This is a genomic window from Sulfitobacter indolifex (assembly GCF_022788655.1).
Taxonomy (GTDB): Bacteria; Pseudomonadota; Alphaproteobacteria; order Rhodobacterales; family Rhodobacteraceae; genus Sulfitobacter; species Sulfitobacter indolifex.
In genome coordinates this window covers 985,078-1,009,292 of record NZ_CP084951.1, presented here as the reverse complement: position 1 = coordinate 1,009,292, position 24,215 = coordinate 985,078, and the positions used below count along the sequence as shown (strand labels likewise).

The window sequence follows — 24,215 nt, the reverse complement described above, 5'->3', positions numbered from 1 at the left end:
GCGGGCGTAATCGTGAGATGGCACATGATATCAATCACATAGACGGCACGCCTCATTCCGTTTACCCTGCCCGATATGGCCCGCATTTGAGACAAACCCCATGAAGTATGGCACAGGCGACGCTGCGGTGGTGGTTAATGTGGCGACACAGGCCGCATTGTTTCAAGCTCTGCGTGAGCGGTTTCTGAAACGCGAAGGGTTCGCACTTGCAACGCTTAACCTTGACCATTTGACCAAACTGCCGCGCGACCCGGACTTTGCCGCGGCCTACGGTGCGCAGGATTTGATCGTGGCCGATGGCCGTCCCGTCGTCTGGCTTTCTCATCTGGCGAAACGGCCGGTTGAGCTTATGCCCGGCTCCGATCTGATCTTACCTATTTGCGAATTAGCCGCGGAGCTATCGCTTCCCCTCGCCTTTTTCGGCAGCGATGAACCCTCTCTCAGGGGGGCGGCCCAAGCCCTTCAGACCCGCGTGCCGGGGCTGGAAATCTGTCATATTGCTGCCCCGCCGATGGGGTTTGACCCCCAAAGTGACGCCGCTGACGCCGCGCTGCGCGACATCGCGCAAAGCGGTGCGCGGCTGTGTTTTCTAGCCCTTGGCGCGCCTAAGCAAGAGATTCTTGCCGCACGCGGGCGCAGTATCGCGTCGGAGATAGGCTTTGCCTCAATTGGGGCGGGTTTGGACTTCCTGGCGGGGCGGCAGCGCCGCGCACCTAGATGGATGCGGGTGCTGGCCTTGGAATGGCTTTGGCGCGCGATGCAAAGCCCCGCGCGCATGGTGCCGCGCTATGCGCGATGCTTTGCAATCCTGCCGGGGCTTGCGCTTGAGGCCTGGCGCACACGCTAGAGATCAACGGTATTCGATGATCCGCCCGTCGCGCCGCATGTAGTATTTCAACACGCCCAACGCCTCGGGGAATTTGCCAAGTAGGGTGAAAAACCCCCAAAGCCCCCCGCCACGGCGCATCAACCGCAACAATTGCATCGGATAGAGCAGCGCCAGAACCAACGCGGCCCAAGGCATCAACAACGCCAGCAGCAAAATCATAGCAGGCAAGAGCGCCCCCCAAAGAAGCGCGCGGCGGGTCTCAGCCACCCAATGGCGGTCTGGGCCGCTGCCATGCAACGCGGCCCCTTCGGCAAAGGCATGGCCGGCGCGCAGGCTGCGTCGCCACCACTGACCAAAACGCGCCATCTGCGCATCATGCGATGTCATCTCGGCATCCAGACGCCATATCTGCCAGCCCGCGCGGCGCAGGCGTTGGCAAAGCTCCGGCTCTTCACCGGCGATCATATCGGCCCTGTAGCCGCCCACGGCGCGCAAGGCATCCAGCCGCATCAGAGCGTCACCGCCACAGGCACGGCTCTCGCCCACTGGGGTATCCCATTCGCGGTCGATCAGCGAGTTATAGATAGACGCTTGAGGGCGCTCTTCTCGCCGTCTGCCGCAGACCACTGCGACCTCTGGATGTTCGTTCAGATGCGCCTCTGCTACGGCCACCCAGCCGTCTTGCAGAATGCAATCGCCATCCAGAAATTGTACCAGCGCGATCCCCGGGTCCAGCGCCTCTACCCCCGCATTGCGCGCGCGTGCGGCGGTGAAGGGCTGCTGCATGTCCAACTCGACAACCCTAACCCCCAATCCCTGCGCCATAGCGACGGACCCGTCGGTTGAGCCGCTGTCGACATAGATCACCTGCGCCACCTGCCCTATCAAGGCCGGCAACGACCGCTCCAACCGCGTGCTTTCGTTTCGACCGATGACCACGGCGCCGATCTTCATGCGGCACTTTCATCGCGCCAATCGGCGACATGGGCGCTATAGGCATCGGAGGGGACCAGAAACCCAGCGCGGTACAAAAGTTCGACCCGGTTCCAGCGTCGCGCATCCAGCGAAAACAGAGAGATATCCGGGTTCTGCCCAATGACTGCCATACGCCGTGCGTCTCCTCCATGCGCGAGATTGCCTGCGCCCAGCGTCTCAGCGTCCCACGCGGCGGCATCATTGGCGAATTTATAGTGTTTGATCACGGCTGTCATGTCGGCCACGCGCACCCCAGTCGAAAGATGCGGATGCGGGGTCGGCGTGACCTCGGGCCCATTAAAAATCAGTGGGTGTTTCGTCAGACAGCAGTCTTCGCCAAAAAATTTACCACGCACGCCGCCGAAGGCCAATTTGACGCCTTCGTTAGACAGTTCGTTATCGGTCAGCAGGTCGGAAAAAGAGTTCTCCGCGCTGTGATAGTCAAGTTTTCGAATGGCGCTGATATCGTAGTAAAGAAAGGACTGTAGCGCCTGTTTATAAGGAAATCCCGCCGCCGCGGCGAGGCTTGTTTTCGGAAACATCTCAAGCATCTGAGCGGCCAAAGCGGTATAGCTATGCTGCTCAAGATAGGCGGTAAGCCCTCTGATACCGATCTGGGTGCGCCCCTCAAAATCAAAGATTTCGTCCACATCGACATAGAGACACCAGCGGTTTTTCCCGTAAGTCTGTGCGGGATGCTGACGGATTAGGTCTTCGTATTCCGCTAGCGGCAGGGTGCACCGGTCGATCACCGTGCCTTTTTGCGCTTTGATGCGGCTGATGGTGTCATCGCGTGAGCCATTGTCGATGAACACGAAATGCCGCACGCCCATTGCACGGTAATGTCGAAAGAAGGCATCAAGATAATAGCTGCTGTCGCGCACTAGGGCGATCAGCACCACGTCACCCGGCGCCACGTCAAGTTTGCTGGGCCCGTGGAGATGCTGCACAGATGCGGTAAAGCGCGCGCGCCGGCGGGCGTCGTGCAGACGTTGGCGCAGGCGGCGGAATATCTGCAGGGGCGATTTCATGCAGGGGTGATACGACAGGCAAACTGTGCGGTCTACTGCTCCGATGTCAAATCAACCCGGCGCGGTGCGCCCTCAGGCAATTAGCTGCCGCAGGCGCCCTGCTCTCCGGACGTTGGAGGATCGAGGTTCGCGGGCCGACGCAAGGCCGGGCTATAAAACGTATGCCGCGCGCGGCCTGCATGTTTCGACGCGTAAAGCGCAGCATCCGCATTTGCCAAAACCACCTCGCGTGATTGTCTATCGCCGCGCTGGATCCACACCGTGCCAATGCTGGCAGAGACCTTGCAGGCCTTTCCGTTAAATTGAATTGGCTCTTCCAATTGGTCAATGATGCGCTGCCCGATCCGCTTTAACATGCTCTCGTTGCGCACATCAGGCAGGACCACCGTGAACTCATCCCCTCCCAAGCGGACCACCATGTCAGAGCTTCGGGTTTCCTGCACCATAATGCGGGCGACCGTTTGCAACACATGATCGCCCGCCGCGTGGCCAAGGCTGTCATTCACCGCCTTGAAGTAATCAAGGTCGATGTGCATCACGGCAAAGCTCTCTCCGGCCGTGATTAATCTTTCCAATACTGCATTCAGCGCACGACGGTTTTTGAGACCGGTCAAGATGTCGGTAAAGGCCTGCTCCTCCGCCGCGATACGCGCTTCTTGCAGGCGCAGGTTCAAGCGGCGAGAGGCCTCCATAGCGGCTGATTTTGCCTCCATAAGATAAAGCATTTCAATCGCCATGTCGGTCGCGGCAAAATCGGCATTGGTCAGCGCATAGTCTTGTACCCCATCGAAAATAGAGATCCCGAAAGAAAGGTTTACGACCGTGCGGCCATCGCCCAGCGGCACCAGCAATCCCTTCAATTCTGTCCGGGGGGCATCGCGAAGGGCGAGATGCAATTTCACGCCCGTCGCACGCCTCAGGTCTTCCATTCCATGGATCCCGCGAGGTCGTTTGACGGCGACGGTATCGAAAAACCGCCGCCCAACAAGCGGGGACTGAGGCCGCAGTTTTTGGATTGTCGGCCCTGCGTGGCCAATGACCCCCGTGGCGGACAAGAGCAGATGCATGGGGCAGAGCTTGTCCAAAACTGCTGTATCTTGGATCACCTCACTCATGCCCGCGCCCCAAGCTCGAAACTGCGGCCTTCTGAGAAATCGACCTCAACCAGAATGATCTTTAGCGTTTCGACCCCGGCGGCCCGCCCACAGTGCTCTAACAAAACTAGCGCACCATAGTCGTCGGCCATGGCCCGCAAGACCCCCATCATGAGATATCCATAGCCAACAAGCGGTGCCGCGCAGATCAACGAATACTGACCGTCAGGATCTTCGCGCAGTTCAATCCATGGCAGTCTCAGCTCGGACAGGGCGAGGCGCGTCCGGTCTGGCAAATCGTCCAGCGACTGTAAAAAATCACCAAAACTTACCCCGCCAAATCGCAGCAAACGCCGCACCGCCCCATAGCCCGGCTGCGCCACGAGGAAAGTGCCGACATCTTCCATCACCTCCGCGCGTGACCGGTCAAGCACGGCGCAAACCGCATCCAGAACCGCCGGAGTGATATGGTCCGGATAGGTGAGCATCACCTCGAACTCTGTAAAATCCAACCCGGCGCGAGAGGCCACATCGGCCCAAAGCTCCCTACCATAGTTGGCGCAAAAGTAGTTTTGAATGCTGCGGTTTATAAGCCCGTGCATGACTGCCTCATTCCCATTTTTCCCGCTGCTAGAATGCACGAGTAGTGGTTAAGATTGGCCTGATGATTCCAGTTGTTCGGAAATTGACCTTGGTGGTCACATCCATTCACGCGGAACTGGCACCCCTAGCTGTGCGTTTGAGTGCAGAGGATGGCACGGTGCCTTTCCTCGACGCGTAGCTAGCGAGGAGTATTCCCATGAGCGATGATCCAAAACACCCTAAGGACAACAACAAGACCCCACCCAAAAAGCCCCAAGAGAACCTGCACCGCCCCGAAGCCACATTGGATGAGGCCCCCGCAGGGAGCCCCAATGCCGAGGAACGCTCGCGTCTTTCGGACTAATATCATCCGGTCTGGCCGCCCGTGTCAGGCCGCATACTTTAATTGGCGGCGAAGGTGGGTTTGACGAAATGAGTAATAAGGTCACAGTTCCCCGACAGCACAGCGCACCGGAATTCATGATTTGTTTGGGCTGGAGCGCGATCATTGGCTGTGTGGTATTCGCTGTCTCAATCTTGATCGCAGATTTTGTGGTTCCAGATCACGACTGGATTGCAGATACGATCAGTGACCTTGGTGCGGGACGGTATGAGTTTATCGTTGATATTGGCATCTATGCGTTTTCAGCGTCGCTCGTCGCTTGCGCCCTTTTATGCGCGCATGTTCACTTCGGCGGCGGGCGTTGGAGCACCGGCACTATCGGGCTTGCTGTATTGGGGCTTATCGTTTTTCTGGTGGGGGCAAGGAACGAATACGGGGATCGCGACTCCGACGGCGTGGTGATCCATGTTTATCTGGTCTACGCGCTTGGCGTGATCATGCTGACCGTACCGTGGCTGCTTTCCAAAGGTTTCGCTGAGGCTTCTCCCTCTCTCGCAAAAGCGCTCAAGATCATTTCGATACTTTGGCTGATATCTGCGCCGCCATTTTTCTTTCTCCCGACCGGGATCGACGGGATTTATGAGCGCTATCTGGGGCTGATTGCGATGGCTATGGTGGTGCTTATCGGGCGCTTCTTTATCCGGCGCGGCAGAGCGCTGAAAGAGGGCCAAGGCTGATGTTTTTCGACAGTGTTCCGCTTGATATTATTGCGCGTGCGCTTTTGCTTTCCGGCCTCGCGCTGGTTTGGGTGGTTTTTGTGGTCCGCGTCATCGGTCTGCGCACTTTTTCAAAGATGACTGCCTTTGATTTCGTGGCCACAGTTGCCACCGGCTCGCTTCTTGCCGGGGCCTGTCAGGCGACCACATGGCCGGAATTTGCACAGCCTACCTTGGCAATCTTTGCGCTCCTTGGTGCGCAATTTGTTATCGCCCGATTGCGGCAAGTCTCTGATCAGTTTGAAGACGTGGTGCAGAATGAGCCTGTAATTCTGATGCGTGACGGGCAGATTTTTGATGAGGCGCTGCGCCAGACCCGCGTCGCCCGCACTGATTTGCTCGCCAAGCTGCGTGAGGCCAACGTGATGAAATTCTCCGAAGTGCGCGCCGTGGTGCTTGAAACAACGGGAGATATTTCGGTCTTACATGGGGAAGACTTGGATGAACGAATACTTGAGGGCGCATCTGCAGCCTCAGGTTGAGTAGGCCCAGCTATTTCAGGACAGATAATTTAGCAGATGGCCGATATCTGGCAGCACCATATCGGCATGGGCTGCAAGGTCCTGTTGTTCTGCGGGCCCGGTCAACACAGCAATACGTAGCATGCCAGCCGCGCGACCGGCTTCTAGGTCGTGAACGCTGTCACCGATCATAGCAATTGATGCCGTGGGCAGGTGCACATGGGACGCAAATGCGAGCAATTGCCCCGGCGAAGGCTTGCCCCCATGCCCGGTATCGAACCCAGCAATAAAGTCGAACATATCAACCACCCCTGCCGCAGAAAGATGCGCCCGCGCGGGATGTTCGGCGTCATTTGTCGCGACGCCAAGCTTGAAGCCTTTGTCGCGAAGCTGCTGCAAAAATGGTTTTAGAGGCACGGCTTCGCACTGCGGGGCTAGGCTTGCTTCGGTGTTGATCATCTCAAGCAAAGCGGCGGGCGTTTGATCCGGAAAATGCGGCGCCAAGGCTTCGACCACTTGCTGAGGTGTGCCAGCGATCGCGATGCTATGCGGCGCAAAACGGCGCGCGGCGAAATCAAACCCAATATCTGCGCCGACCCGCGCGGCAAACCTGCGATCGCCGCCGCAGGCACGCAGCAAAAAGGCTTCGGCCCAAGGCACCCATGTCGCGGCGAAATCGAACAGAGTGCCGTCTTTGTCGAACAGCAAGCCCTTAATGTTTTTTAAGTCCAATGCACCTGCTCCCCGCCGGGCAATGCAGCGCGGGCTTGCATGATCCGCTCATAGGGGATGGCTAAATAGTCGCAAAAGCCGATGACCCACGCATCATCCATCATCAAAAAATCCAGCACAGCGCCAAGAAATACAGGGTCGCTGGCCTGTTTTTTCAGGTCTGCTTCCGATGCGCCGGTGCTGCCTAGAAAGACGGGCAACAGATCGTCATTCGCCGCCAACCAAGCAAGCGCTTGTAGCGCCAAGGTCTCGGCGGAATCTTGAGTATAGGACATAGGAACCGTCTTCTGCAGCAGGTTGGAAACCCTTTGTTAACCATTAGGGCGCAAACACTAGAGCATCAAACTGATTTGTACGGTGAAGGAGCTGTCGTGCAAGGGACCATCCTTATTGCAGATGCGATTGCGACCAATCGTATCGCCCTCAAGGTCAAGCTTTGTGCGGCGTTTTATCAGGTCGTTCAGGCCGTAGATATGGAAGAGGCCTTGGCTACTGCGCGGGAAAACCCGCCTGATCTTGTGATATGCGCGCTTACCTTGCCCGGAGGCGGGGCTGCCGATCTGTGCGAGGCGCTGAAAGCGTCTGCCGATACTGCGCAGCTTCCGGTGCTGGCCATCGGAAACGGGGATCAAACAACAGGTCGACTTGCCGCATTAGAGGCGGGTGCCAGCGATGTATTGTTAAGGCCGCTTGATACGACATTGCTACTTGGCCGCGCGCGCAGCCTTATCCGCGCCCGCAACGCGGCGGGCGAATGGGAAATGCGGGATGATACCACCCGGGCGCTTGGTTTGGCTGAACCATCCACCGAGTTTACAGCCCAAAGCCATTGCGTTCTGATCCATTCAGACAGCGCGACGAGCGTCAATTGGGCCAAGCAACTGCGCCCCCTATTGCGTGCGGGGCTTACCCTTGCCAATCCGGAGGAGGCCATTCGATCTGCTTCTAAAAACGGGCCGCCCGATGCCTATGTGCTTGTCCTGTCGGAGATACCTAATACTGCCAACGCGGCGCTGCGGCTGATTTCGGTGCTGCGCGCCAATGCGCAGACCCGCCACGCTGGGCTGTTGGTCGTGCAATTGACCCCCGACGCAGCACAGGCGGCGACAGCACTTGATCTGGGCGCCGACGATCTGATGACCGACGGCTTTAACACTGCCGAAATGGTTCTGCGCCTACATGCTATCCTACGCCGCAAACGCAAGACCGACCAACTGCGCAACACAGTGCGTACAGGGCTGAAAGCCGCGGTATTCGATCCGCTGACGGGGCTGCACAACCGCCGCTATGCCCTGCCCCATCTAGACCAGATCGCAGAACACGCCCTTGAAACGGCCCGCCCCTTTGCGGTGATGGTCGCCGATTTAGATCACTTCAAAGGAATAAACGATCGCTACGGCCATGCAGCTGGGGATTCGGTATTGGTGCAAACTGCAGAGCGGCTGCGCAATAATCTGCGCGGTATGGACCTGGTCGCAAGGATTGGTGGTGAGGAGTTTCTCATCGTGATGCCCGGCACCAACCTCTCTAACGCCGAATCCACTGCCGCCGATATTTGTTCTGACATCGGCAATCGGGGGTTCGTCGTCCCCGGCACACCTGCGCCTGTGCATGTCACCATCAGCATCGGCCTCTCCATCGGGCCGATGGTGCAAGACGGCAGTCCGCTTTCAGCAGAAGCCCTGATGGCGCAGGCAGATCGGGCGCTTTATTCGGCAAAATCGCACGGCAGGAACCAAGTAAATTTAAGCCGCCCTGCCGCTTAGCCCTCCACAGAATAACGCCAGTTTCGCAGGTCCACGCCTCAGCCGTCAGCCCTATGCCGTCAGCCGTCAGCCGTCAGCCGTCAGCCGTCAGCCGTCAGCCGTCAGCCGTCAGCCGTCAGCCGTCAGCCGTCAGCGAGAGCGCGATTTCCCCCCACCACTTTCAACCAATGATTGCGCTGTTCAATAATCTTCCTTAACGTTACCCAATGCAGCAGGATCGGCCTCTTATCGGAATAACCCTGATGATGGGTTTTTGCATCATAGCCCCTGTCGGTGATGCAGTGGCCAAGCTGCTTGGCGCATCGGTCCCGCTTGGGCAGGTCGTGCTCATCCGCTTTGCCGTTCAGGCGTTGATCCTTATCCCAATCGTTTGGGCATCGGGCCGGGCGTGGCGCATGAGTGGGCGGGTGTTCTGGCTGACACTTTTGCGGACCATTCTGCATATGGCGGGAATCGCCGCGATGTTCACAGCTTTGAAGTACTTGCCCTTGGCCGATGCCGTTGCGATCGCGTTCGTCATGCCGTTTTTCATGCTGCTGCTTGGCAAATTCATCCTGAATGAAGAGGTCGGTCCAAGGCGGCTCGGGGCGAGCATTGTTGGATTTCTCGGCACGCTTTTCATTGTTCAGCCCAGTTTCGCAAATGTCGGTTGGCCCGCGCTGCTGCCGATCGTGGTGGCGGTGGTCTTTTCATTCTTCATGTTGGTCACGCGTCAAATCGCGAAACAAACTGATCCGATCAACCTTCAAGCCGTCAGCGGCGTTATGGCGGTGGTGATGATCTTACCTTTGCTTGCTTTCGGCTCTGTAATGCCGATCGCCCCGCTTCAGATCATCCAGCCCAATGTGTTGGACTGGTTCCTCCTGCTCGGTATCGGGCTTCTTGGCACCATCGCCCACTTGCTGATGACATGGTCGCTTCGCTTTGCCCCATCGACGACCCTCGCCCCGATGCAATATCTTGAGATCCCTTTCGCCACACTGCTTGGGTTAATCATTTTCTCCGACCTGCCAAACCTATTGGCGGGCTTGGGTATTTTGATCACCGTCAGCGCGGGGCTCTACATTATTATGCGCGAGCGGGCCACGGCGTATGCTCTGGCCGCAGCAGTTGCGCCACCAGCGGCGCCACAAGGGAGCGCGGCAAAATCAACAGCATTTCCGGTCCGGCCATCTCCAGCGCGACAGGCCCCGTAGCTCGGTTCGAGGTTCCAATCCGCCCGCCGGGGGCGAAGTTTAACCCGTCAATCGGCCATTCCAAACCGACGCTGCGCCCCTGCACCGGGCCGAGAGGCATGAGGGAGACCACATCCCCCGCCGCTGTGGGCAGCGTGATCCGAGGCGGCGCGAGCAGAACAATCTCCTGCGCGCCCAGCAGGATGCAGGACCGATGCGGATGAGCCGCGAGCGTGTTGAACGCCGCAAGCTGGTGATCCAAGCGCGCCCCGGTAAAGCCGACCCCTAAGATCAAAGGCGTGTCGATCCGGGTCAGCGCCTTTTCGAAATCTGTGCTCTCTTGCTCGTCGATCCGGTGGCGTCGCCCTGCTGGTATCTGCGCCAGCACCTCTGCTGGTGTGGAATCAAAATCCCCAATGACAGCCGCCAGCGGCACACCCGCTGCCACGGCCAGCGCGGCACCGCTGTCAGCCGCGACACATGTTGGCGCCAGTGCCAGCGCCGCCTTAAGGTCACCCTCAAAGGCCTCCCCACCGCCAAGCAGCGTGACTGGACCCTTGTCGCGAACTATGTAGTCTGAAGTGGTCAATTAACGCCCCTTTTGGCAATCTGCCTTAATCTTGCCTTGAAATCATACGCTGAATGGCACAGATTCGAGCCGCTTTGGTCTTGGACATCGTGGTAAACGATACCTGCAACACCGCAGAGGACGAGCATCCGATGATGAACAGCAACAAAATCTTAACGGTCTCCTATGGCACTTTTTCGTGCACCCTGGAAGGCTTCGACGATTCATTTGGCACCATGAAAGCCATTGCCGAATATTTCCGCGACCTAGCCTCGGATGACCGCTACTTCGGTGCCGAACCTCCACAGCCGGATGCGGAAATGCTCACCCGGATCGCACAGCGTGAAGTATCCCGTCGGGTTCAGGCGCGTGAGCAAGAAGGCAAGATCGTGCTGAGCGCGCTGGAAGATCATAGCCCGGATGCCCCGGCCCAGGCTCCCGTGGCTCAGGCTCCCGTGGCTCAGGCTCCCGTGGCTCAGGCCGCACCAGCCGAGACTCCGGCGGCAGCACCCCGCACGGCAGCGCAAGCCCCCGTTGCGGAAGAGGCACCAGCCCCGCTCAAGGCTGAGATTGCCGATACCGCCGCCGTTGCAACGCCAGAAACACCAGACGCACCCGAAGCGGCGATCGCAGACACTGCCGTGATGGCCGAGCCTGCGCCTGCGGCGGCTCCGATGGCCCATGCACCGAGCGTGGGCATTAAGGAAGACGACACAAGCGACGCAGAAGCATTCTTTGCCGCCAGCCCGCAGCCGCAGTCTCACTACGAAGACGAAGCACAGACAGCTGCCGCCGAAGAGGTTCCTGCTGCGAACACCGCGCCTGCCGACAGCATCGCCGCCAAACTTCAGCGCATCCGCGCCGTTGTCGCCCAGCAGGACGAGGACGATGCAGCGGGCTATGATGAGGAAGAGGCGCCTGCTGCACCGAAGACAGCACCTGTCGCTGCTGAGCCGCGCACAGAAGCCCAGGAGAGCGAAGCCGCCATCGCCGCCGCCCGCCGTGACATCGAAGACGCGCTGCAGGCTGATGAGGCCACGCATAAGGCCGACGCGGATGCAGAAGACGAAGAAGATGATCTTTCCGACATCCTTAACCGTCTTGACGCCACTGAAGATGATGAAGGCGAGACTGCGGAAACTGCAGAGAGCCTGTTTGACGAAAACGCAGAGGCTGCATCAGAAGTCGAAGCCGCCGATCTTCCCCGCAAGGGTCGGGTGATCAAAGTCAAACGCTCCGATCTCGAAGCCGCTGTGGCACGGGGCGATTTGGAAGAAGTCTCTGACGAGACCCCGAAAAAAGCACCCGCAGCAAAAGCAGAAGCGAAGCCCAGCTCGACCCTTTCGGTTGAGGATGAAGATGAGTTGGCCCGTGAACTGGCTGCTTTGGAAGCCGAGCTTGGCGGTGCGGCCCCCGTGCAAGAGGAAAAAACGCCTAAGCCCGCAGTCGAAATGACCGAGGAAGAGGCAGCACCTGCTGAGGCTGAAGGCGAGGATTTCGCGCCCGCCGCAGAGGCTGAAACGACCGAAGACGCAGCTGAGCTGGCCGAGGAAGAAGTCGCACCTGCTCAAGCCGCGCGCCACAGCCTGCCCACCCTCGATGATGAGACCGGCCCAGACATGTCGCGGCTGATGGCAGAAACCGACAGCAAGATGGATGAGCCGGAAAGCACGACGCGCCGCGATGCCTTTGCCCATCTGCGCGCTGCTGTCGCCGCCAAGAAGGCTGATGAAGCCATGGGTGGCCGTGCCACGACAGCGACGTCGGACGACGCTTACCGCGAAGATCTAGCCGATGTGGTCCGCCCGCGCCGCCCAATCAGCCGCCCCACGCGGACCGAGCGCCCGAACAACGACGCCCGCCCTGCCCCGCTAAAGCTGGTGGCCGAGCAGCGCATCGACGTTGACAAACTGCGCAATGCTGGCCCCGTACGTCCGCGCCGCGTGGCCGCGGTGGTTGAGCCCGTCAAGACCAACCCCGATGCCGAAAGCTTTGCCGATTTCGCGGCGGACATGGGGGCCACCAAACTGCCCGAACTGCTCGAAGCGGCGGCGTCTTACATGTCTTTTGTGGAGGGTCGTGATCAATTCTCCCGCCCGCAGTTGATGGGCAAGGTACGCTCGGTCGGCCTGCCGGACTTCACCCGCGAAGATGGGCTGCGCTCTTTCGGCCAGTTGCTGCGCGCGGGCAAGATCGAAAAGATCAAAGGCGGGCGGTTCACCGTGTCAGATGAGATTGGCTACCGCCCCGACCACCGCGCCGTGGGGTAAACCCCGGCCACAGTGGAGATACGAAAAAGCGCCCCGTGGGGCGCTTTTTTATTAGGTGTTACTGATCGTCGCCCGCATCCGGGTCCGCCTGTCCAATGCCCTTAAAGACAAATTTGAACGGCAGCGCCCAAACGATGCCAAGGGCGACATAGATGCCAAGCTCAAGCAGCACCGGCGGGCGGTCGAATTGGGCCACCGTCCAGACCGCCACGGCAATATAGCTTGGCAGCCCGATCAGCAGGATCACCAGCGCCCAACGGCGGCGTGCTTTGTAGCTCAGCGCCATCAGATCAGTCCGCGAAAGGGTCGGTCACCAGAATGGTGTCCTCCCGCTCCGGCGAGGTTGAGACCAGCGCGACGGGGCATTGGATCAACTCTTCAATCCGGCGCACGTATTTGATCGCATTGGCGGGCAATTCCGCCCAGCTGCGCGCGCCTTCGGTCGATTCGGACCAGCCCGGCAGTTCTTCATAGATTGGCACGCAGCGCGCCTGCTGTTCGGCGGCGGTCGGCAGATAGTCGAGCCGTTCGCCATCCAAGTCATAGCCCACGCAAACTTTCAGCGTCTCGAACCCGTCGAGCACGTCAAGCTTGGTCAGGCAGATGCCGGTGATTCCGGAGGTCGCGCAGGTTTGGCGCAGCAGGGCCGCGTCGAACCAACCGCAACGGCGCTTGCGCCCGGTGGTGGTGCCGAACTCATGGCCCCGCTCACCCAAACGTTGGCCGTCTGCGTCTTCCAATTCGGTCGGGAACGGGCCTTCGCCGACGCGGGTGGTATAGGCTTTGACGATGCCCAGCACATAATCGATGGCCGTGGGGCCAAGGCCCACGCCGGTCGCCGCCTGCCCTGCAATCACGTTGGAGGAGGTAACGAAAGGATAAGTGCCAAAGTCGATGTCCAACAGCGCGCCCTGGGCCCCTTCGAAGAGGATGCGTTTGCCAGCTTTGCGCTTTTCGGCCAGCACCTTCCACACAGGTGCGGCGAAAGGCATGATTTTCGGAGCGATTTCTTGCAGTTGCGCAATCAGCGCATCGCGGTCAATGGCCTCAACACCCAGACCTTTGCGCAGCGGATCGTGGTGCTGCAGCGCGCGGTCAACGCGGGCTTCTAGCGTCGCAGGGTCCGCCAGATCGGCAACGCGGATGGCGCGGCGGCCAACCTTGTCTTCGTAGCAGGGGCCAATGCCGCGGCCGGTGGTTCCGATCTTGGTGCCCTTGCTCGCCGCTTCTTCGCGGGCGCGGTCCAATTCGCCGTGGAACGGCAGGATCAGCGGCGTGTTTTCCGCGATCATCAGGTTCTCGGGGTTGATCTCAACACCCTGCCCTTCGATCGTCTCAATCTCTTTCAGCAGGTGCCACGGGTCCAGCACCACGCCATTGCCGATGACCGAAAGCTTACCGCCGCGCACCACGCCCGAAGGCAGCGCGTGCAGCTTATAAACCTTGCCGTCGATGACCAAAGTGTGGCCCGCGTTATGCCCGCCTTGAAAGCGTGCGATCACATCTGCGCGTTCGCTGAGCCAGTCAACGATCTTGCCTTTTCCCTCGTCACCCCATTGGGCGCCGACAACGACGACATTGGCCATGATATATTCCTTTGCGATGTCCCGCGCCCGTATAGCGACAGAGGCTGGTGTGTGAAACTCGAAAAACGCGCTTAGCGCCAGCGAGTAGATTTAGCCGCTTTGCGGTTCGTTCAAATGCACCGGCGCGCCGTGTGGCGTGCTGAGATAGGCGGCCTCCCACCCGTCGCGCAGAGCACGCAGATCACCGGGGCGGGCGTAGCCCGCGTCAATTAACAGGGTTTCGAGAGTTTCCAGCCATGCGTTAAAGTAATCTTCACCACCGTTCAACTCTCGCGCCAGCCCGTGTCGGGCGAGTGTCGCGCCAAAGCGGTCGGCCCAAAAGGGCCAGTCGAAAAGGCCGCTCTCGTTCAGATGCACCGTCAACGCAAAAAGTTGCGCGTGCCAAGGCGCTTCAAAGGCCGGTTCCGGGGCGCTCATGGGATTTCCAGATAGCTTTGCCACAGATCGAGCACGACCTCATCACGGGGATGTTCGGGATGCGCCCAGAGTTCGCTGGCCGGGAAGGCCACGGCATAAAGCGGCTCGGGCGCCTCACCCAGATCGTGGGCGTTGCTGTCAGGCAAGACATGTGTGCCATGCAGCCGCAGCACCCGCCCCCGCGCGCCAGCGGCATAGGCGGGCAACCGGGTGTGGCCGCCGGGGACGATGGTATTTTCTGGCTGTTTGCGGGTAACCACAGCGTCACCGGGCGCGAAGATCGCAGCGATATTAGAGGTGCGATCGGCCGGGCCACCTCGGGCCAGCACCCCTGCAACTTGAGGTGCTTTCAACGTCTTTTCCGCCAGCGGGCTTGGCGTGGGGTCTGCCGTTCCTGCAAGCTCCTCACGACTGACCACCCCACGGGCGACCAGCATATCAGCCACTCCGGCAATCCACTTCTCGTAATAGCTGAACCGCGCGTAGTCGGTGGGGGCCAGACATTCGCGGGTATGGCGCGAGACGTCGATGTTCCATTTGCCTAAAGCACCCGTGGCCAAGGTTAGCGCCAAGGCGCGCGGGTGCCAATCGGCGTGAAAGACCACGTCTTCCGCCTCCGGGGTCACTGCGCCATCGCCGAAACGTCCGCCCATATCATGCACGCGGGTCATGGGGCTTTGGCCAATCCGGTGCCGATCATACTGTCGCGGGTGACGAGATCGGCCAGTGCCGCGACGTCTAACCCCTCACTGCCTGCCGGGCGCTGCGGGACGACCAGATAGCGTACTTCAGCGGTCGAATCCCAGACGCGCACGGCGGTCTCAGCGGAAAGTTCGACACCGAACTCCGCCAGTACTTTGCGCGGCTCACGCACCACGCGGGCGCGGTAGGCATCGGATTTGTACCAACCCGGCGGGATGCCCAACAGCGGCCACGGATAGCAACTGCACAAGGTGCAAACGACGATGTTGTGCACCTCGTCGGTGTTTTCGACCGCGACCATATGTTCACCTTGCCGCCCAAAGAAGCTCATCTCGGCCACCACGGCGGTTGCGTCTTTCAATAAAGCCGCGCGAAAATCAGGATCGCTCCAGGCGCGTGCGACGACCTCTGCACCGTTCCGCGGGCCGATGCGGTTCTCATAGGTGTCGATGATTTCATCCAGCGCTGCGGGGTCAATCAGCCCCTTGCGCGTCAGCAGTGTTTCCAGCGCCTTGACCCTAAGCGCAGGCTCAGGCGGCAGCAGGGCATGGGGATGGTCGTGGTCTGAATGATCATGAGGCATGGTCGCAGAGTGCCCGAGGCGCGGTCGGCTGTCCATCGCCGAAACCGCGCAATCCGTTCATTTTCCTGAAAACAATACAGGCGAATTTGGCGCTGTTTTATGTTATGCTATCTGTACGAGGCGAGTCTGCACCACCTTAATTCCAGGATAGCCCTCTTACATATTGTGGTTGAGTACCGCTTCAAAAGACCGTCGCCCCAATGCGGCGGTCTTTGTCTGTGGGTCTCCCCGTTGCCTCCTGTCCAATCCGATCGCCGCCACGCGGCAATCCACCCTTGCCCCCATGGTCAAAGACGAATAGATACCCGCCAACCAAAACCGAAAGCAGTCTCGCCCATGGAAAATGTCGTTCTGATCATTCACCTGATTCTGGCCCTTGGCCTTATCGCCGTGGTGCTGCTGCAACGGTCTGAGGGCGGCGGCCTTGGCATGGGTGGCGGCGGCGGCGCTGTTTCTGGCCGCTCGGCTGCTACCGCTTTGGGCAAGATCACTTGGATCCTCGCCGCTGGTTTCATCGTCACTTCGATCACCTTGACCATTATCGCGGCGGAAAAATCTGCAGGCTCGTCGGTCATTGACCGGCTGAGCGCGACACCGCCCGCCCAGAACGGCAGCCCGGCGCTGCCTGCAGGCGATGATCTGCTGCCGCCGTCTGCGGATGGCAACACACCGCTGGTCCCTGCGGCCGATTAAACTAACGAACACAAAACCTTGAGGCACGGCCCGAGTTTGCAACATCATGTTGCGGCGGGCCTTGCTTTGAACGTCCGAATCCTATAAGGCTTAAATCCCGTGGGCTGCGGTTTTCCGCAGCGCGTTTGGTTGGTTTTTGCCAGCTACAAACTTTGAATTCACGGGGGTCTCTGATCACATGGCACGCTATATTTTCATCACCGGCGGTGTGGTCTCGTCTCTGGGCAAGGGGCTGGCCTCGGCGGCCTTGGGCGCTTTGCTTCAGGCACGTGGCTTTTCGGTACGTCTGCGCAAGTTGGACCCTTATCTGAACGTCGATCCCGGCACGATGTCGCCCTTTGAGCATGGCGAAGTTTTCGTCACCGACGATGGCGCGGAAACCGATCTTGATCTGGGCCACTACGAACGCTTCACCGGCGTTGCCGCGCGCAAGACTGACAGCATCAGCTCGGGTCGCGTCTACTCCACCGTTTTGGAGAAAGAGCGGCGGGGCGATTATCTGGGCAAGACCATTCAGGTCATCCCGCATGTGACGAATGAGATCAAAGACTTCCTCGACATTGGCGGCGATGAAGTTGACTTCATGCTTTGCGAAATCGGCGGCACTGTGGGCGACATTGAAGGCCTGCCCTTCTTCGAAGCGATCCGCCAGTTCAGCCAAGATAAGCCGCGCGGACAGTGTATCTTCATGCATCTGACGTTGCTGCCTTTCGTTAAGGCCAGCGGTGAGTTGAAGACCAAGCCGACGCAGCACTCGGTCAAAGAATTGCGCTCCATCGGCATCGCGCCTGACATTCTGGTGTGCCGCTCCGAGGGGCCGATCCCTGCGAAAGAGCGCGAGAAGTTGGCGTTGTTCTGCAACGTGCGCCCTGACTCGGTGATTGCCGCGCAGGATTTGAAGTCGATCTACGAAGCCCCACTCGCCTATCACCGCGAAGGGTTGGATCAAGCGGTGCTGGACGCCTTTGAGATCACCCCCGCGCCCAAGCCGAACCTGAAGCGGTGGGAAGATGTGGCGGATCGCATCTATAACCCCGAAGGCGAGGTCAAAGTTGCCATCGTGGGCAAATACACCCAGCTTGAGGATGCCTATAAATCCATCGCCGAAGCGCTGACCCATGGCGGCATGGCGAACCGGGTCAAGGTCAAGGTCGAGTGGGTCGATGCCGAGATTTTCGACAGCGAAGACGCTGGGCCGCACCTTGAAGGCTTCCACGCGATCCTCGTCCCCGGGGGCTTTGGTGAGCGCGGCACCGAGGGCAAGATCAAAGCTGCGCAATATGCGCGCGAGCATAAGGTGCCCTATCTTGGGATTTGCCTTGGCATGCAGATGGCCGTGATTGAGGCGGCGCGGAATGTGGCTGGGCTGAAGACCGCAGGGTCGGAAGAGTTCGACCATGAGGCGGGCAAGAAGCGGTTCGAGCCGGTTGTGTACCACCTCAAGGAATGGGTTCAGGGCAACCACAAGGTCGCGCGTAAGGTTGACGACGATAAGGGCGGCACCATGCGTTTGGGCGCTTATGATGCAACGCTGGTCGAGGGCTCGCGCGTGGCTGAGGCCTATGGCACCACCACGATTGATGAGCGTCATCGGCACCGCTATGAGGTTGACATCGCTTATAAGGAACAGCTTGAGAAGGCTGGGCTTAAGTTCTCGGGCATGTCGCCGGATGGCAAGCTGCCGGAGATCGTGGAATGGTCGGATCATCCGTGGTTTATTGGGGTGCAGTTCCACCCTGAGCTGAAGTCGAAGCCCTTTGAGCCGCATCCCTTGTTTAAGGATTTTGTGCGGGCGGCTAAGGAAGTGTCGCGGTTGGTATAAGCTTTTAAGGCCCGAGCGTTAAACGCCGGGCCTTTTTCCTACCTAGCACCCACCATTTGGCCCGGAATCAAGCCACAGGCGCCGGGCCATCGCCTGCCCGCCGGTCACGCCAAAGGCGTGCCTGTATTGATTGCGCACCTCCGGTGCGACGGGCAGGCGCTGGCCCTCCCTGCTCCCTCTCTTTCGCATTGCACCCGCCAACCCATCCGCTACACCTGAGCCATGCTCAGCTATCAACATATCTACCACGCCGGAAACCTTGCAGACGTGCATAAACACGCGCTGCTGGCGTGGACGCTGTCTTATTTGACCCGTAAGGACAAACCGCTAACCTATCTGGAAACCCACGCGGGTCGCGCGCTCTATGACCTTTCTGACGCGGCGGCGGAAAAGACTGGCGAGGCGCGCCAAGGCATCGAGAAGGTGGCGAAATGGTTCGCCCCCGATCATCCTTATGCGCAAGTGCTGCAAGCCCTGCGCCAGACCCACGGCCCCCGCGCCTACCCCGGCTCGCCCCTACTGGCCGCGAAGCTGCTGCGCCCCGATGACCGCATTCACCTTGCCGAGCTGCACCCACAAGAACACAGTGCGCTCGATCTGGCGATGTCGCCTTACCCGGTGAAATGTCACCTGAGCGACGGGTTCGAAATGGCATTTGCCCTCACCCCGCCGACTCCGCGCCGCGGCATGCTGCTGATTGATCCCAGCTATGAGATCAAGACCGACTACGACACGATCCCCCGCCAGATCGCCAAACTGCACCGCGCGTGGAACGTCGGCATCATCGCCCTGTGGTATCCGATCCTGACCAACCGCGCGCATCTGCCGATGCTTGACGCGCTTACTGCCAACCACCCCGAGGCGCTGCGCCACGAAGTGCGCTTTCCGCCCGCGCGGCCCGGTCACGGCATGGTCGGTTCGGGCATGTTCGTGATCAATCCTCCCTATAGGCTGGAAATTGAGGCAAAGAACCTCACCGCCCATTTTGCCACCTTGACCCAACAGGAGAAATAACAAATGCCAAAAGGCTATTGGATCGCCACAATGGATATCCACGATGTTGAAATCTATGACAAATACCGCGCGGCGAACGCCAAACCTTTCGCCGACTTTGGCGCAAGGTTTCTGGTCCGCGGCGGCACCCAGCAAGTTCGCGAAGGGCAGATGCGCGCCCGCACAGTGGTCTTGGAATTCGACAGCTACGCCGATGCGGTCGCCTGCTACGAAAGCCCCGGCTACCAACGTGCGAAAGACATCCGCCTGAATGTCGCGGATGGGTCTTTGGTGATCGTTGAGGGCTATGACAGCTAGCCCTTGGCAGGAACAACCGCGCGTCTCGCGCAGTTCCCCCCTTGGCAATCCTGTTTCTTGCAAAAAGTGAGCCCCATGCTGAACCGACTGTTCCCCCGCCGCAAGGCACAGCCGAAACCACTGCCGCAACCCAATGCTCAATTGGCATTGGGCGCGCTTTTAGTGCGCGTGGCCTTTGCGGATCGTAATTACCGCGCGTCTGAGATTGGCCAGATTGACCGTATCCTCGCGCAGACCTTCGGCCTGAAACCTATTGAGGCCGCCAAGCTGCGTGCCACCTGTGAAGCGTTGGAGCGTGACGCGCCCGGCACGCCCGAGTTTACGCGCATCCTGCGTGAAGAGGTCGACTATGCCGACCGCAAAGCATTGGGCGAAGCGATGTGGCAAGTGGCCCTATCTGACGGCGCGCGCAATGATGACGAGGAAATTCAGCTTGTCGCCATTGAAACCGCGCTTGGCCTGTCGGACGATGACATGGCTGCCGCCCGCGCCAATGCGCTGAATACGCTCTGATCCCCCCTTCTTATCCCGCGCGAAGGCCGATTGGCCTTTGCCAGCAGCAGGACTATATCGCAAAATATGTTTGGTGATTTCCTCAAGCGGCTGACCCAGCCCGAGCCCGATCCGATGGCCGACAACGATGCCCGCCTTGCGCTGACCGCGCTTTTGGTGCGCATTGCCCGGTCTGACAATGACTATGCGATGAGCGAGCGGCGCTTGATCGACCGCATCGCGGCAGAGCGTTATGGCCTGAATGAGGCCGATGCCACGGCCCTGCGTACCGAGGCTGAGGAGCTTGAGGCCCAAGCGCCCGACACCGTACGTTTCACCCGCGCCATCAAAGACGCTGTTCCCTATGAGCGCCGGCTAGATGTGATTGAAGCGCTTTGGCAGGTGGTTTTGGCCGATGGCAGCCGCTCGGACGAAGAGGATGCGCTGCTGCGGTTGGTGTCGAACCTGCTGGGTGTGACCGACACCGACAGCGCCATGGCGCGCCAGCGCGTCGCCAAAGAAAGCTGACCTAGCGTAAGCAGCAGCATTGCGGCGCAACGCAAGGCAAACTCTGCGTTGCAATCTGTGTCGATTCGTCGCTTTATAGCGCACTGAAATGACAGATTGGCGACAGCTTCCGTGACGACAGATACCCCGGTTATACAGATCAAGAACCTTCACAAGGCCTATGGCGCGCTGGAGGTTCTTAAAGGGGTCGACCTGACCGCTCCCCGTGGCCATGTGATCTCTCTGATCGGGTCTTCGGGCTCTGGCAAATCGACCTTGCTGCGATGCTGTAACCTGTTGGAAGACAGCCAGCAGGGCGAGGTCATCTTTAAGGGTGAGCCGGTGCGCTGGAAAGGCGATGGTCACCACCGCTGCCCGGCCGACGCCAAGCAAGTGCTGCGCATCCGCACCAACCTGTCGATGGTGTTCCAGCAATTTAACCTCTGGGCGCATATGTCGATTTTGCAAAACGTGATGGAAGCGCCGCTGACCGTACTGGGCCGCGACCGGAAGGAAGTGGAACGCGCCGCGCGCGGCTACCTCGAAAAGGTGGGGATTGGCGACAAATGCGATGTGTACCCCGCGCAGCTTTCCGGTGGCCAGCAACAGCGCGCCGCCATTGCCCGCGCCCTCTGCATGGAGCCAGAGGCGCTGCTGTTCGACGAACCAACCAGTGCGCTTGACCCTGAGTTGGAGCAAGAAGTCGTTAAGGTTATCAAGGACCTCGCTGCAGAGGGGCGCACGATGGTAATCGTGACCCATGACATGAAACTGGCGGCTGACGTTAGTGACCATGTTGTGTTCCTGCACAAAGGTCTGATCGAAGAACAAGGGACGCCGGAAGAGCTTTTCGGCGCACCCAAATCGGAACGTCTGCGTGGGTTCCTATCGGCAACCCAGCCTGCGTAAATAAAAAACCAAAGGGAGCAACCTAATGAAAAAAATCCTACTTGCGACAGCCGCGCTGAGCCTCACAGCAGGCATGGCTATGGCCGAAGCCCATGGCAAAACCATCCGCATGGGCACCGAAGGCGCCTACCCTCCCTACAACTTCATCAACGACGCTGGCGAAGTTGACGGGTTTGAGCGTGAGCTGGGCGACGAGCTGTGCAAACGCGCCGAGTTGACCTGCGAATGGGTCAAAAACGACTGGGACAGCATTATCCCCAACCTCGTCTCTGGCAACTATGACAACATCATGGCTGGGATGAGCATCACCGACGAGCGTCGTGAAGTCGTTGCTTTCACACAGAACTACTACCCGCCCACCGCGTCGGCCTATGTCGCGGCTTCTGAGGGTGCGGACATCGAAGGCGGTGTTGTTTCGGGTCAAACGGCGACCATTCAGGCCGCTCACGTGGCCGAAAGCGGTGCTACGCTGATCGAATTCGCCACGCCTGAAGAAACCGTCGCTGCTGTGCGTAACGGCGAAGCGGATGCGGTTTTCGCTGACAAAGATTACCTCGTGCCAATCGTTGAGGAATCCGGCGGTGAGCTGATGTTCGTGGGCGACGACGTGCCACTTGGCGACGGCATCGGCATGGCGCTTCGCCAGTCCGACGGTGAGTTGCGTGACACGTTCGACGCTGTCATCACCGAGATGAAAGAAGACGGTTCGCTCAACGAGATGCTCAAAAAGTGGTTCGGCGAAGACACCACCACCTACGAGTAATCCAACCTCAGGCGCGCCCATCCCGGCGCGCCTGACCTTCCCTGCCCGGCCTGCCCGCGCAGATCAGCCCATGGGGGCCCATGTTTTCTTTCTGCACTGACCCATCGATCTTGGACGACTGGTTCTGGTTCTCTTGTTACCTGACAACCGGCGTCCATATGTCGTTCTACATGTCCTTTCTTAAGGTCTTACTACTGCTCGCCGTGACCGCCCCTGTGGCGCTGGCTTTCGGTTTTGGTGGGGCCATGATGGCACGCGCGCGATTCGCGCCGCTCAGCTGGGTCGGTAAGGGCTATATCGCGCTGGTGCGCGGTGTCCCGGATATCGCATTCTTTCTGTTTTTCGTCATCGCATTGGACCAGGGCATCGAGTATCTGCGCCACAAGGCGCTGTGTTCCGACTGGGACATGCCAATCCGTCAGGGCAGTGATTTTGTCGTTTGTCAGGCCGCTAAAATGCCCTTGGGCAACGCCGCGCAATGGGTGCATGAGACCTACGGTTTTGGCCTTGCGGTGTTTACTTTCGCCATCGTTTTCGGGGCCTTTGCGGCCAATGTGCTGTTTGGCGCCATGCGCGCCGTGCCGCGCCCGCAGCTAGAGACCGCCGAGGCCTATGGCATGTCCCACCGCCAGACCTTCTGGCGCGTGTTGGTGCCGCAGATGTGGGTCTATGCCCTGCCCGGCCTCAGCAACCTTTGGATGGTCTTGATCAAGGCCACGCCGCTGCTGTTTTTGCTGGGCGTCGAAGACATCGTCTATTGGGCGCGTGAGTTGGGCGGCACCAAGACCCCGCGCTTCACCGATTATCCGCACCCCGACTGGCGCATGTGGTATTTCCTCGCGCTGCTGGTGTTTTACCTGCTCTTCACCCGCGTCTCTGAGATCGCGCTCGACCGGCTGATGAAACGACTGACCCGCGGACAAGCCACCACCGGCGGCGAAGCACAGCGGAGGGCCGGCGCATGAGCTGTCTTCAGACCATCCAAGACTACGGCCTACGCTCGCTCGGCATCGGCGAACGGCTGCTGCCGCGTGACAACTTCACCCTGTGCGAGCAGTTTACGTTGATCGGCTCTGGCATGCTGTGGAACATCTACTTCGGCGTGATCGCCCTGCTGACTGGCTTTTTCTTTGCCACCGCGCTTGGTGTCGGCAAGGCCAGCCCGAACCCGTGGTTTCGCAAACCGGCAGAGTGGTTCATCTTCATCTTCCGGGGCTCGCCGCTGTTTATTCAGTTCTTCTTTGGCTACTTCTTGTTCCTGACGTTGAAATCCGAATACGCCTTCTTTGCCCCGTTCACAGCGGCATGGCTGGGGGCGCTGATCGTGCTTTTCCTCAACACTGCTGCATATTCGGGCGAAATTTTTTACGGCGCTCTGCAATCGATCCCGAAAGGCGATGTTGAGGCGGCCGATGCCTATGGTCTGTCGGGCTGGTCGCGTTTTCGCCGGGTGATCTGGCCGACCTCGCTGCGCCTTGCTTGGCCCGCCTATACGAACGAAGCGATTTTCCTGTTTCACGCCACGACGCTGGTGTTTTTCAGCGGTTTCCCAGCGTGGCAGCAACGGGGCGACGCGCTCTATTACGCCAGCTATTTTGCCGACAAAACCTTCAACCCCTTCGTGCCCTATCCAATTCTTGCCGGTTATTTCATCTTGTTGACGCTTTGTATCATCAGCGTCTTCGGTTTGATCAATTCTCTCCTTAACCGGCACTTGCCACAGGCCCAACGCCGTAAAATTCGCTTGCGTCCCAATTTGATCCGGTAGTACCATTATTTGATCAAATTACACGGCGCGTGGGCGTCGACTGCTTTTGCCTTCGGGTAA

28 protein-coding genes and 1 pseudogene are annotated in these 24,215 nt (G+C 59.5%); 17 read left to right on the top strand and 12 right to left on the bottom strand.

Annotation, left to right across the window (positions count from 1 at the left end; all coding sequences use genetic code 11):
• Positions 1-100: 100 nt before the first annotated feature.
• Positions 101-847 (top strand): WecB/TagA/CpsF family glycosyltransferase, encoded by a 747-nt coding sequence (locus tag DSM14862_RS05015; RefSeq protein ID WP_007119340.1) that lies wholly within the window; start codon positions 101-103, stop codon positions 845-847.
• Between the two features lie 3 nt (positions 848-850).
• Here the strand turns inward: DSM14862_RS05015 and DSM14862_RS05010 are convergent, their stop codons facing one another.
• From DSM14862_RS05010 to DSM14862_RS04995, 4 genes are all read right to left on the bottom strand, one after another.
• Complete coding sequence (locus tag DSM14862_RS05010) at positions 851-1,783, bottom strand: glycosyltransferase family 2 protein (RefSeq protein WP_007119339.1); 933 nt, start codon at positions 1,781-1,783, stop codon at positions 851-853.
• Positions 1,780-2,835 (bottom strand): glycosyltransferase family 2 protein, encoded by a 1,056-nt coding sequence (locus DSM14862_RS05005; protein WP_007119338.1) that lies wholly within the window; start codon positions 2,833-2,835, stop codon positions 1,780-1,782. The genes DSM14862_RS05010 and DSM14862_RS05005 overlap by 4 nt, the downstream gene beginning before the upstream one ends.
• Before the next feature lie 80 nt (positions 2,836-2,915).
• Positions 2,916-3,950: a GGDEF domain-containing protein gene (locus DSM14862_RS05000; protein WP_007119337.1), complete on the bottom strand. Its 1,035-nt coding sequence runs from the start codon at positions 3,948-3,950 to the stop codon at positions 2,916-2,918.
• Positions 3,947-4,531 carry a heme NO-binding domain-containing protein gene (locus tag DSM14862_RS04995; protein ID WP_007119336.1) on the bottom strand — a complete coding sequence of 195 codons (585 nt, stop codon included), beginning with the start codon at positions 4,529-4,531 and terminating at the stop codon, positions 3,947-3,949. The genes DSM14862_RS05000 and DSM14862_RS04995 overlap by 4 nt, the downstream gene beginning before the upstream one ends.
• A gap of 197 nt (positions 4,532-4,728) precedes the next feature.
• Here DSM14862_RS04995 and DSM14862_RS04990 point away from each other — a divergent pair, with 197 nt between their 5' ends.
• From DSM14862_RS04990 to DSM14862_RS04980, 3 genes are all read left to right on the top strand, one after another.
• Entirely contained in the window at positions 4,729-4,875 is a 147-nt protein-coding gene (locus tag DSM14862_RS04990) for a hypothetical protein (protein WP_007119335.1), read from the top strand.
• A 68-nt stretch (positions 4,876-4,943) separates the two neighbouring features.
• Positions 4,944-5,591 (top strand): DUF998 domain-containing protein, encoded by a 648-nt coding sequence (locus DSM14862_RS04985; RefSeq protein WP_040700977.1) that lies wholly within the window; start codon positions 4,944-4,946, stop codon positions 5,589-5,591.
• Complete coding sequence (locus tag DSM14862_RS04980; protein WP_007119333.1) at positions 5,591-6,112, top strand: DUF421 domain-containing protein; 522 nt, start codon at positions 5,591-5,593, stop codon at positions 6,110-6,112. Before DSM14862_RS04985 ends, DSM14862_RS04980 begins: the two co-directional genes overlap by 1 nt.
• A 15-nt stretch (positions 6,113-6,127) precedes the next feature.
• Here DSM14862_RS04980 and DSM14862_RS04975 read toward each other — a convergent pair whose 3' ends face one another.
• Positions 6,128-6,823 carry an HAD family hydrolase gene (locus DSM14862_RS04975; protein ID WP_040700975.1) on the bottom strand — a complete coding sequence of 232 codons (696 nt, stop codon included), beginning with the start codon at positions 6,821-6,823 and terminating at the stop codon, positions 6,128-6,130.
• Positions 6,814-7,098: a DUF3572 domain-containing protein gene (locus tag DSM14862_RS04970; RefSeq protein ID WP_007119331.1), complete on the bottom strand. Its 285-nt coding sequence runs from the start codon at positions 7,096-7,098 to the stop codon at positions 6,814-6,816. The genes DSM14862_RS04975 and DSM14862_RS04970 overlap by 10 nt, the downstream gene beginning before the upstream one ends.
• Before the next feature lie 96 nt (positions 7,099-7,194).
• On the opposite strand from DSM14862_RS04970, the gene DSM14862_RS04965 reads away from it, so the two are divergent.
• Together DSM14862_RS04965 and DSM14862_RS04960 are read left to right on the top strand one after the other, a co-directional pair.
• A complete protein-coding gene (locus tag DSM14862_RS04965) occupies positions 7,195-8,589 on the top strand; it encodes a diguanylate cyclase (protein ID WP_007119330.1) in 1,395 nt (464 codons plus the stop codon).
• A 206-nt stretch (positions 8,590-8,795) separates the two neighbouring features.
• On the top strand, positions 8,796-9,785 hold the full coding sequence (locus tag DSM14862_RS04960; RefSeq protein ID WP_243254322.1) for a DMT family transporter: 990 nt from the start codon (positions 8,796-8,798) through the stop codon (positions 9,783-9,785).
• Between the two features lie 37 nt (positions 9,786-9,822).
• Here DSM14862_RS04960 and DSM14862_RS04955 read toward each other — a convergent pair.
• A pseudogene (locus DSM14862_RS04955) lies at positions 9,823-10,353 on the bottom strand (thiamine pyrophosphokinase); the annotation flags it as partial.
• Between the two features lie 53 nt (positions 10,354-10,406).
• Here DSM14862_RS04955 and DSM14862_RS04950 point away from each other — a divergent pair.
• Positions 10,407-12,602, top strand: coding sequence for a hypothetical protein (locus DSM14862_RS04950; RefSeq protein ID WP_007119327.1), 2,196 nt, complete (start codon positions 10,407-10,409; stop codon positions 12,600-12,602).
• A gap of 58 nt (positions 12,603-12,660) precedes the next feature.
• Here the strand turns inward: DSM14862_RS04950 and DSM14862_RS04945 are convergent, their stop codons facing one another.
• From DSM14862_RS04945 to nthA, 5 genes are all read right to left on the bottom strand, one after another.
• The gene (locus tag DSM14862_RS04945) at positions 12,661-12,888 is read right to left on the bottom strand and encodes a DUF2842 domain-containing protein (RefSeq protein WP_007119326.1); all 228 of its coding nucleotides are present in this window, start codon (positions 12,886-12,888) and stop codon (positions 12,661-12,663) included.
• A 4-nt stretch (positions 12,889-12,892) separates the two neighbouring features.
• Positions 12,893-14,188 carry an adenylosuccinate synthase gene (locus DSM14862_RS04940; RefSeq protein WP_007119325.1) on the bottom strand — a complete coding sequence of 432 codons (1,296 nt, stop codon included), beginning with the start codon at positions 14,186-14,188 and terminating at the stop codon, positions 12,893-12,895.
• 90 nt (positions 14,189-14,278) lie between these two features.
• Positions 14,279-14,605, bottom strand: a complete 327-nt coding sequence (locus DSM14862_RS04935) for a nitrile hydratase accessory protein (RefSeq protein WP_007119324.1) — start codon at positions 14,603-14,605, stop codon at positions 14,279-14,281.
• Positions 14,602-15,276 (bottom strand): nitrile hydratase subunit beta, encoded by a 675-nt coding sequence (gene nthB / locus DSM14862_RS04930; protein WP_007119323.1) that lies wholly within the window; start codon positions 15,274-15,276, stop codon positions 14,602-14,604. The genes DSM14862_RS04935 and nthB overlap by 4 nt, the downstream gene beginning before the upstream one ends.
• Positions 15,273-15,890, bottom strand: a complete 618-nt coding sequence (gene nthA, locus DSM14862_RS04925) for a nitrile hydratase subunit alpha (protein WP_040701066.1) — start codon at positions 15,888-15,890, stop codon at positions 15,273-15,275. The genes nthB and nthA overlap by 4 nt, the downstream gene beginning before the upstream one ends.
• Positions 15,891-16,226: 336 nt before the next feature.
• On the opposite strand from nthA, the gene secG reads away from it, so the two are divergent.
• The 10 genes from secG to DSM14862_RS04875 all read left to right on the top strand — a co-directional run bounded on the left by secG (position 16,227) and on the right by DSM14862_RS04875 (position 24,155).
• Positions 16,227-16,583: a preprotein translocase subunit SecG gene (gene secG / locus DSM14862_RS04920; RefSeq protein WP_007119321.1), complete on the top strand. Its 357-nt coding sequence runs from the start codon at positions 16,227-16,229 to the stop codon at positions 16,581-16,583.
• 178 nt (positions 16,584-16,761) lie between these two features.
• The gene (locus DSM14862_RS04915) at positions 16,762-18,405 is read left to right on the top strand and encodes a CTP synthase (RefSeq protein ID WP_007119320.1); all 1,644 of its coding nucleotides are present in this window, start codon (positions 16,762-16,764) and stop codon (positions 18,403-18,405) included.
• 222 nt (positions 18,406-18,627) lie between these two features.
• Positions 18,628-19,419, top strand: coding sequence for a 23S rRNA (adenine(2030)-N(6))-methyltransferase RlmJ (locus tag DSM14862_RS04910; protein WP_007119319.1), 792 nt, complete (start codon positions 18,628-18,630; stop codon positions 19,417-19,419).
• A 3-nt stretch (positions 19,420-19,422) separates the two neighbouring features.
• On the top strand, positions 19,423-19,716 hold the full coding sequence (locus DSM14862_RS04905; protein WP_007119318.1) for a DUF1330 domain-containing protein: 294 nt from the start codon (positions 19,423-19,425) through the stop codon (positions 19,714-19,716).
• A gap of 75 nt (positions 19,717-19,791) precedes the next feature.
• Positions 19,792-20,229, top strand: a complete 438-nt coding sequence (locus DSM14862_RS04900; protein ID WP_007119317.1) for a tellurite resistance TerB family protein — start codon at positions 19,792-19,794, stop codon at positions 20,227-20,229.
• Positions 20,230-20,295: 66 nt separating this feature from the next.
• Positions 20,296-20,736, top strand: a complete 441-nt coding sequence (locus DSM14862_RS04895) for a tellurite resistance TerB family protein (RefSeq protein ID WP_007119316.1) — start codon at positions 20,296-20,298, stop codon at positions 20,734-20,736.
• 111 nt (positions 20,737-20,847) lie between these two features.
• Complete coding sequence (locus tag DSM14862_RS04890; RefSeq protein ID WP_040701064.1) at positions 20,848-21,624, top strand: ABC transporter ATP-binding protein; 777 nt, start codon at positions 20,848-20,850, stop codon at positions 21,622-21,624.
• A 25-nt stretch (positions 21,625-21,649) separates the two neighbouring features.
• Positions 21,650-22,387, top strand: a complete 738-nt coding sequence (locus tag DSM14862_RS04885) for a transporter substrate-binding domain-containing protein (protein ID WP_007119314.1) — start codon at positions 21,650-21,652, stop codon at positions 22,385-22,387.
• 80 nt (positions 22,388-22,467) lie between these two features.
• Positions 22,468-23,352: an ABC transporter permease gene (locus DSM14862_RS04880; protein WP_007119313.1), complete on the top strand. Its 885-nt coding sequence runs from the start codon at positions 22,468-22,470 to the stop codon at positions 23,350-23,352.
• On the top strand, positions 23,349-24,155 hold the full coding sequence (locus DSM14862_RS04875; RefSeq protein ID WP_007119312.1) for an ABC transporter permease: 807 nt from the start codon (positions 23,349-23,351) through the stop codon (positions 24,153-24,155). The genes DSM14862_RS04880 and DSM14862_RS04875 overlap by 4 nt, the downstream gene beginning before the upstream one ends.
• Positions 24,156-24,215 lie beyond the last annotated feature (60 nt).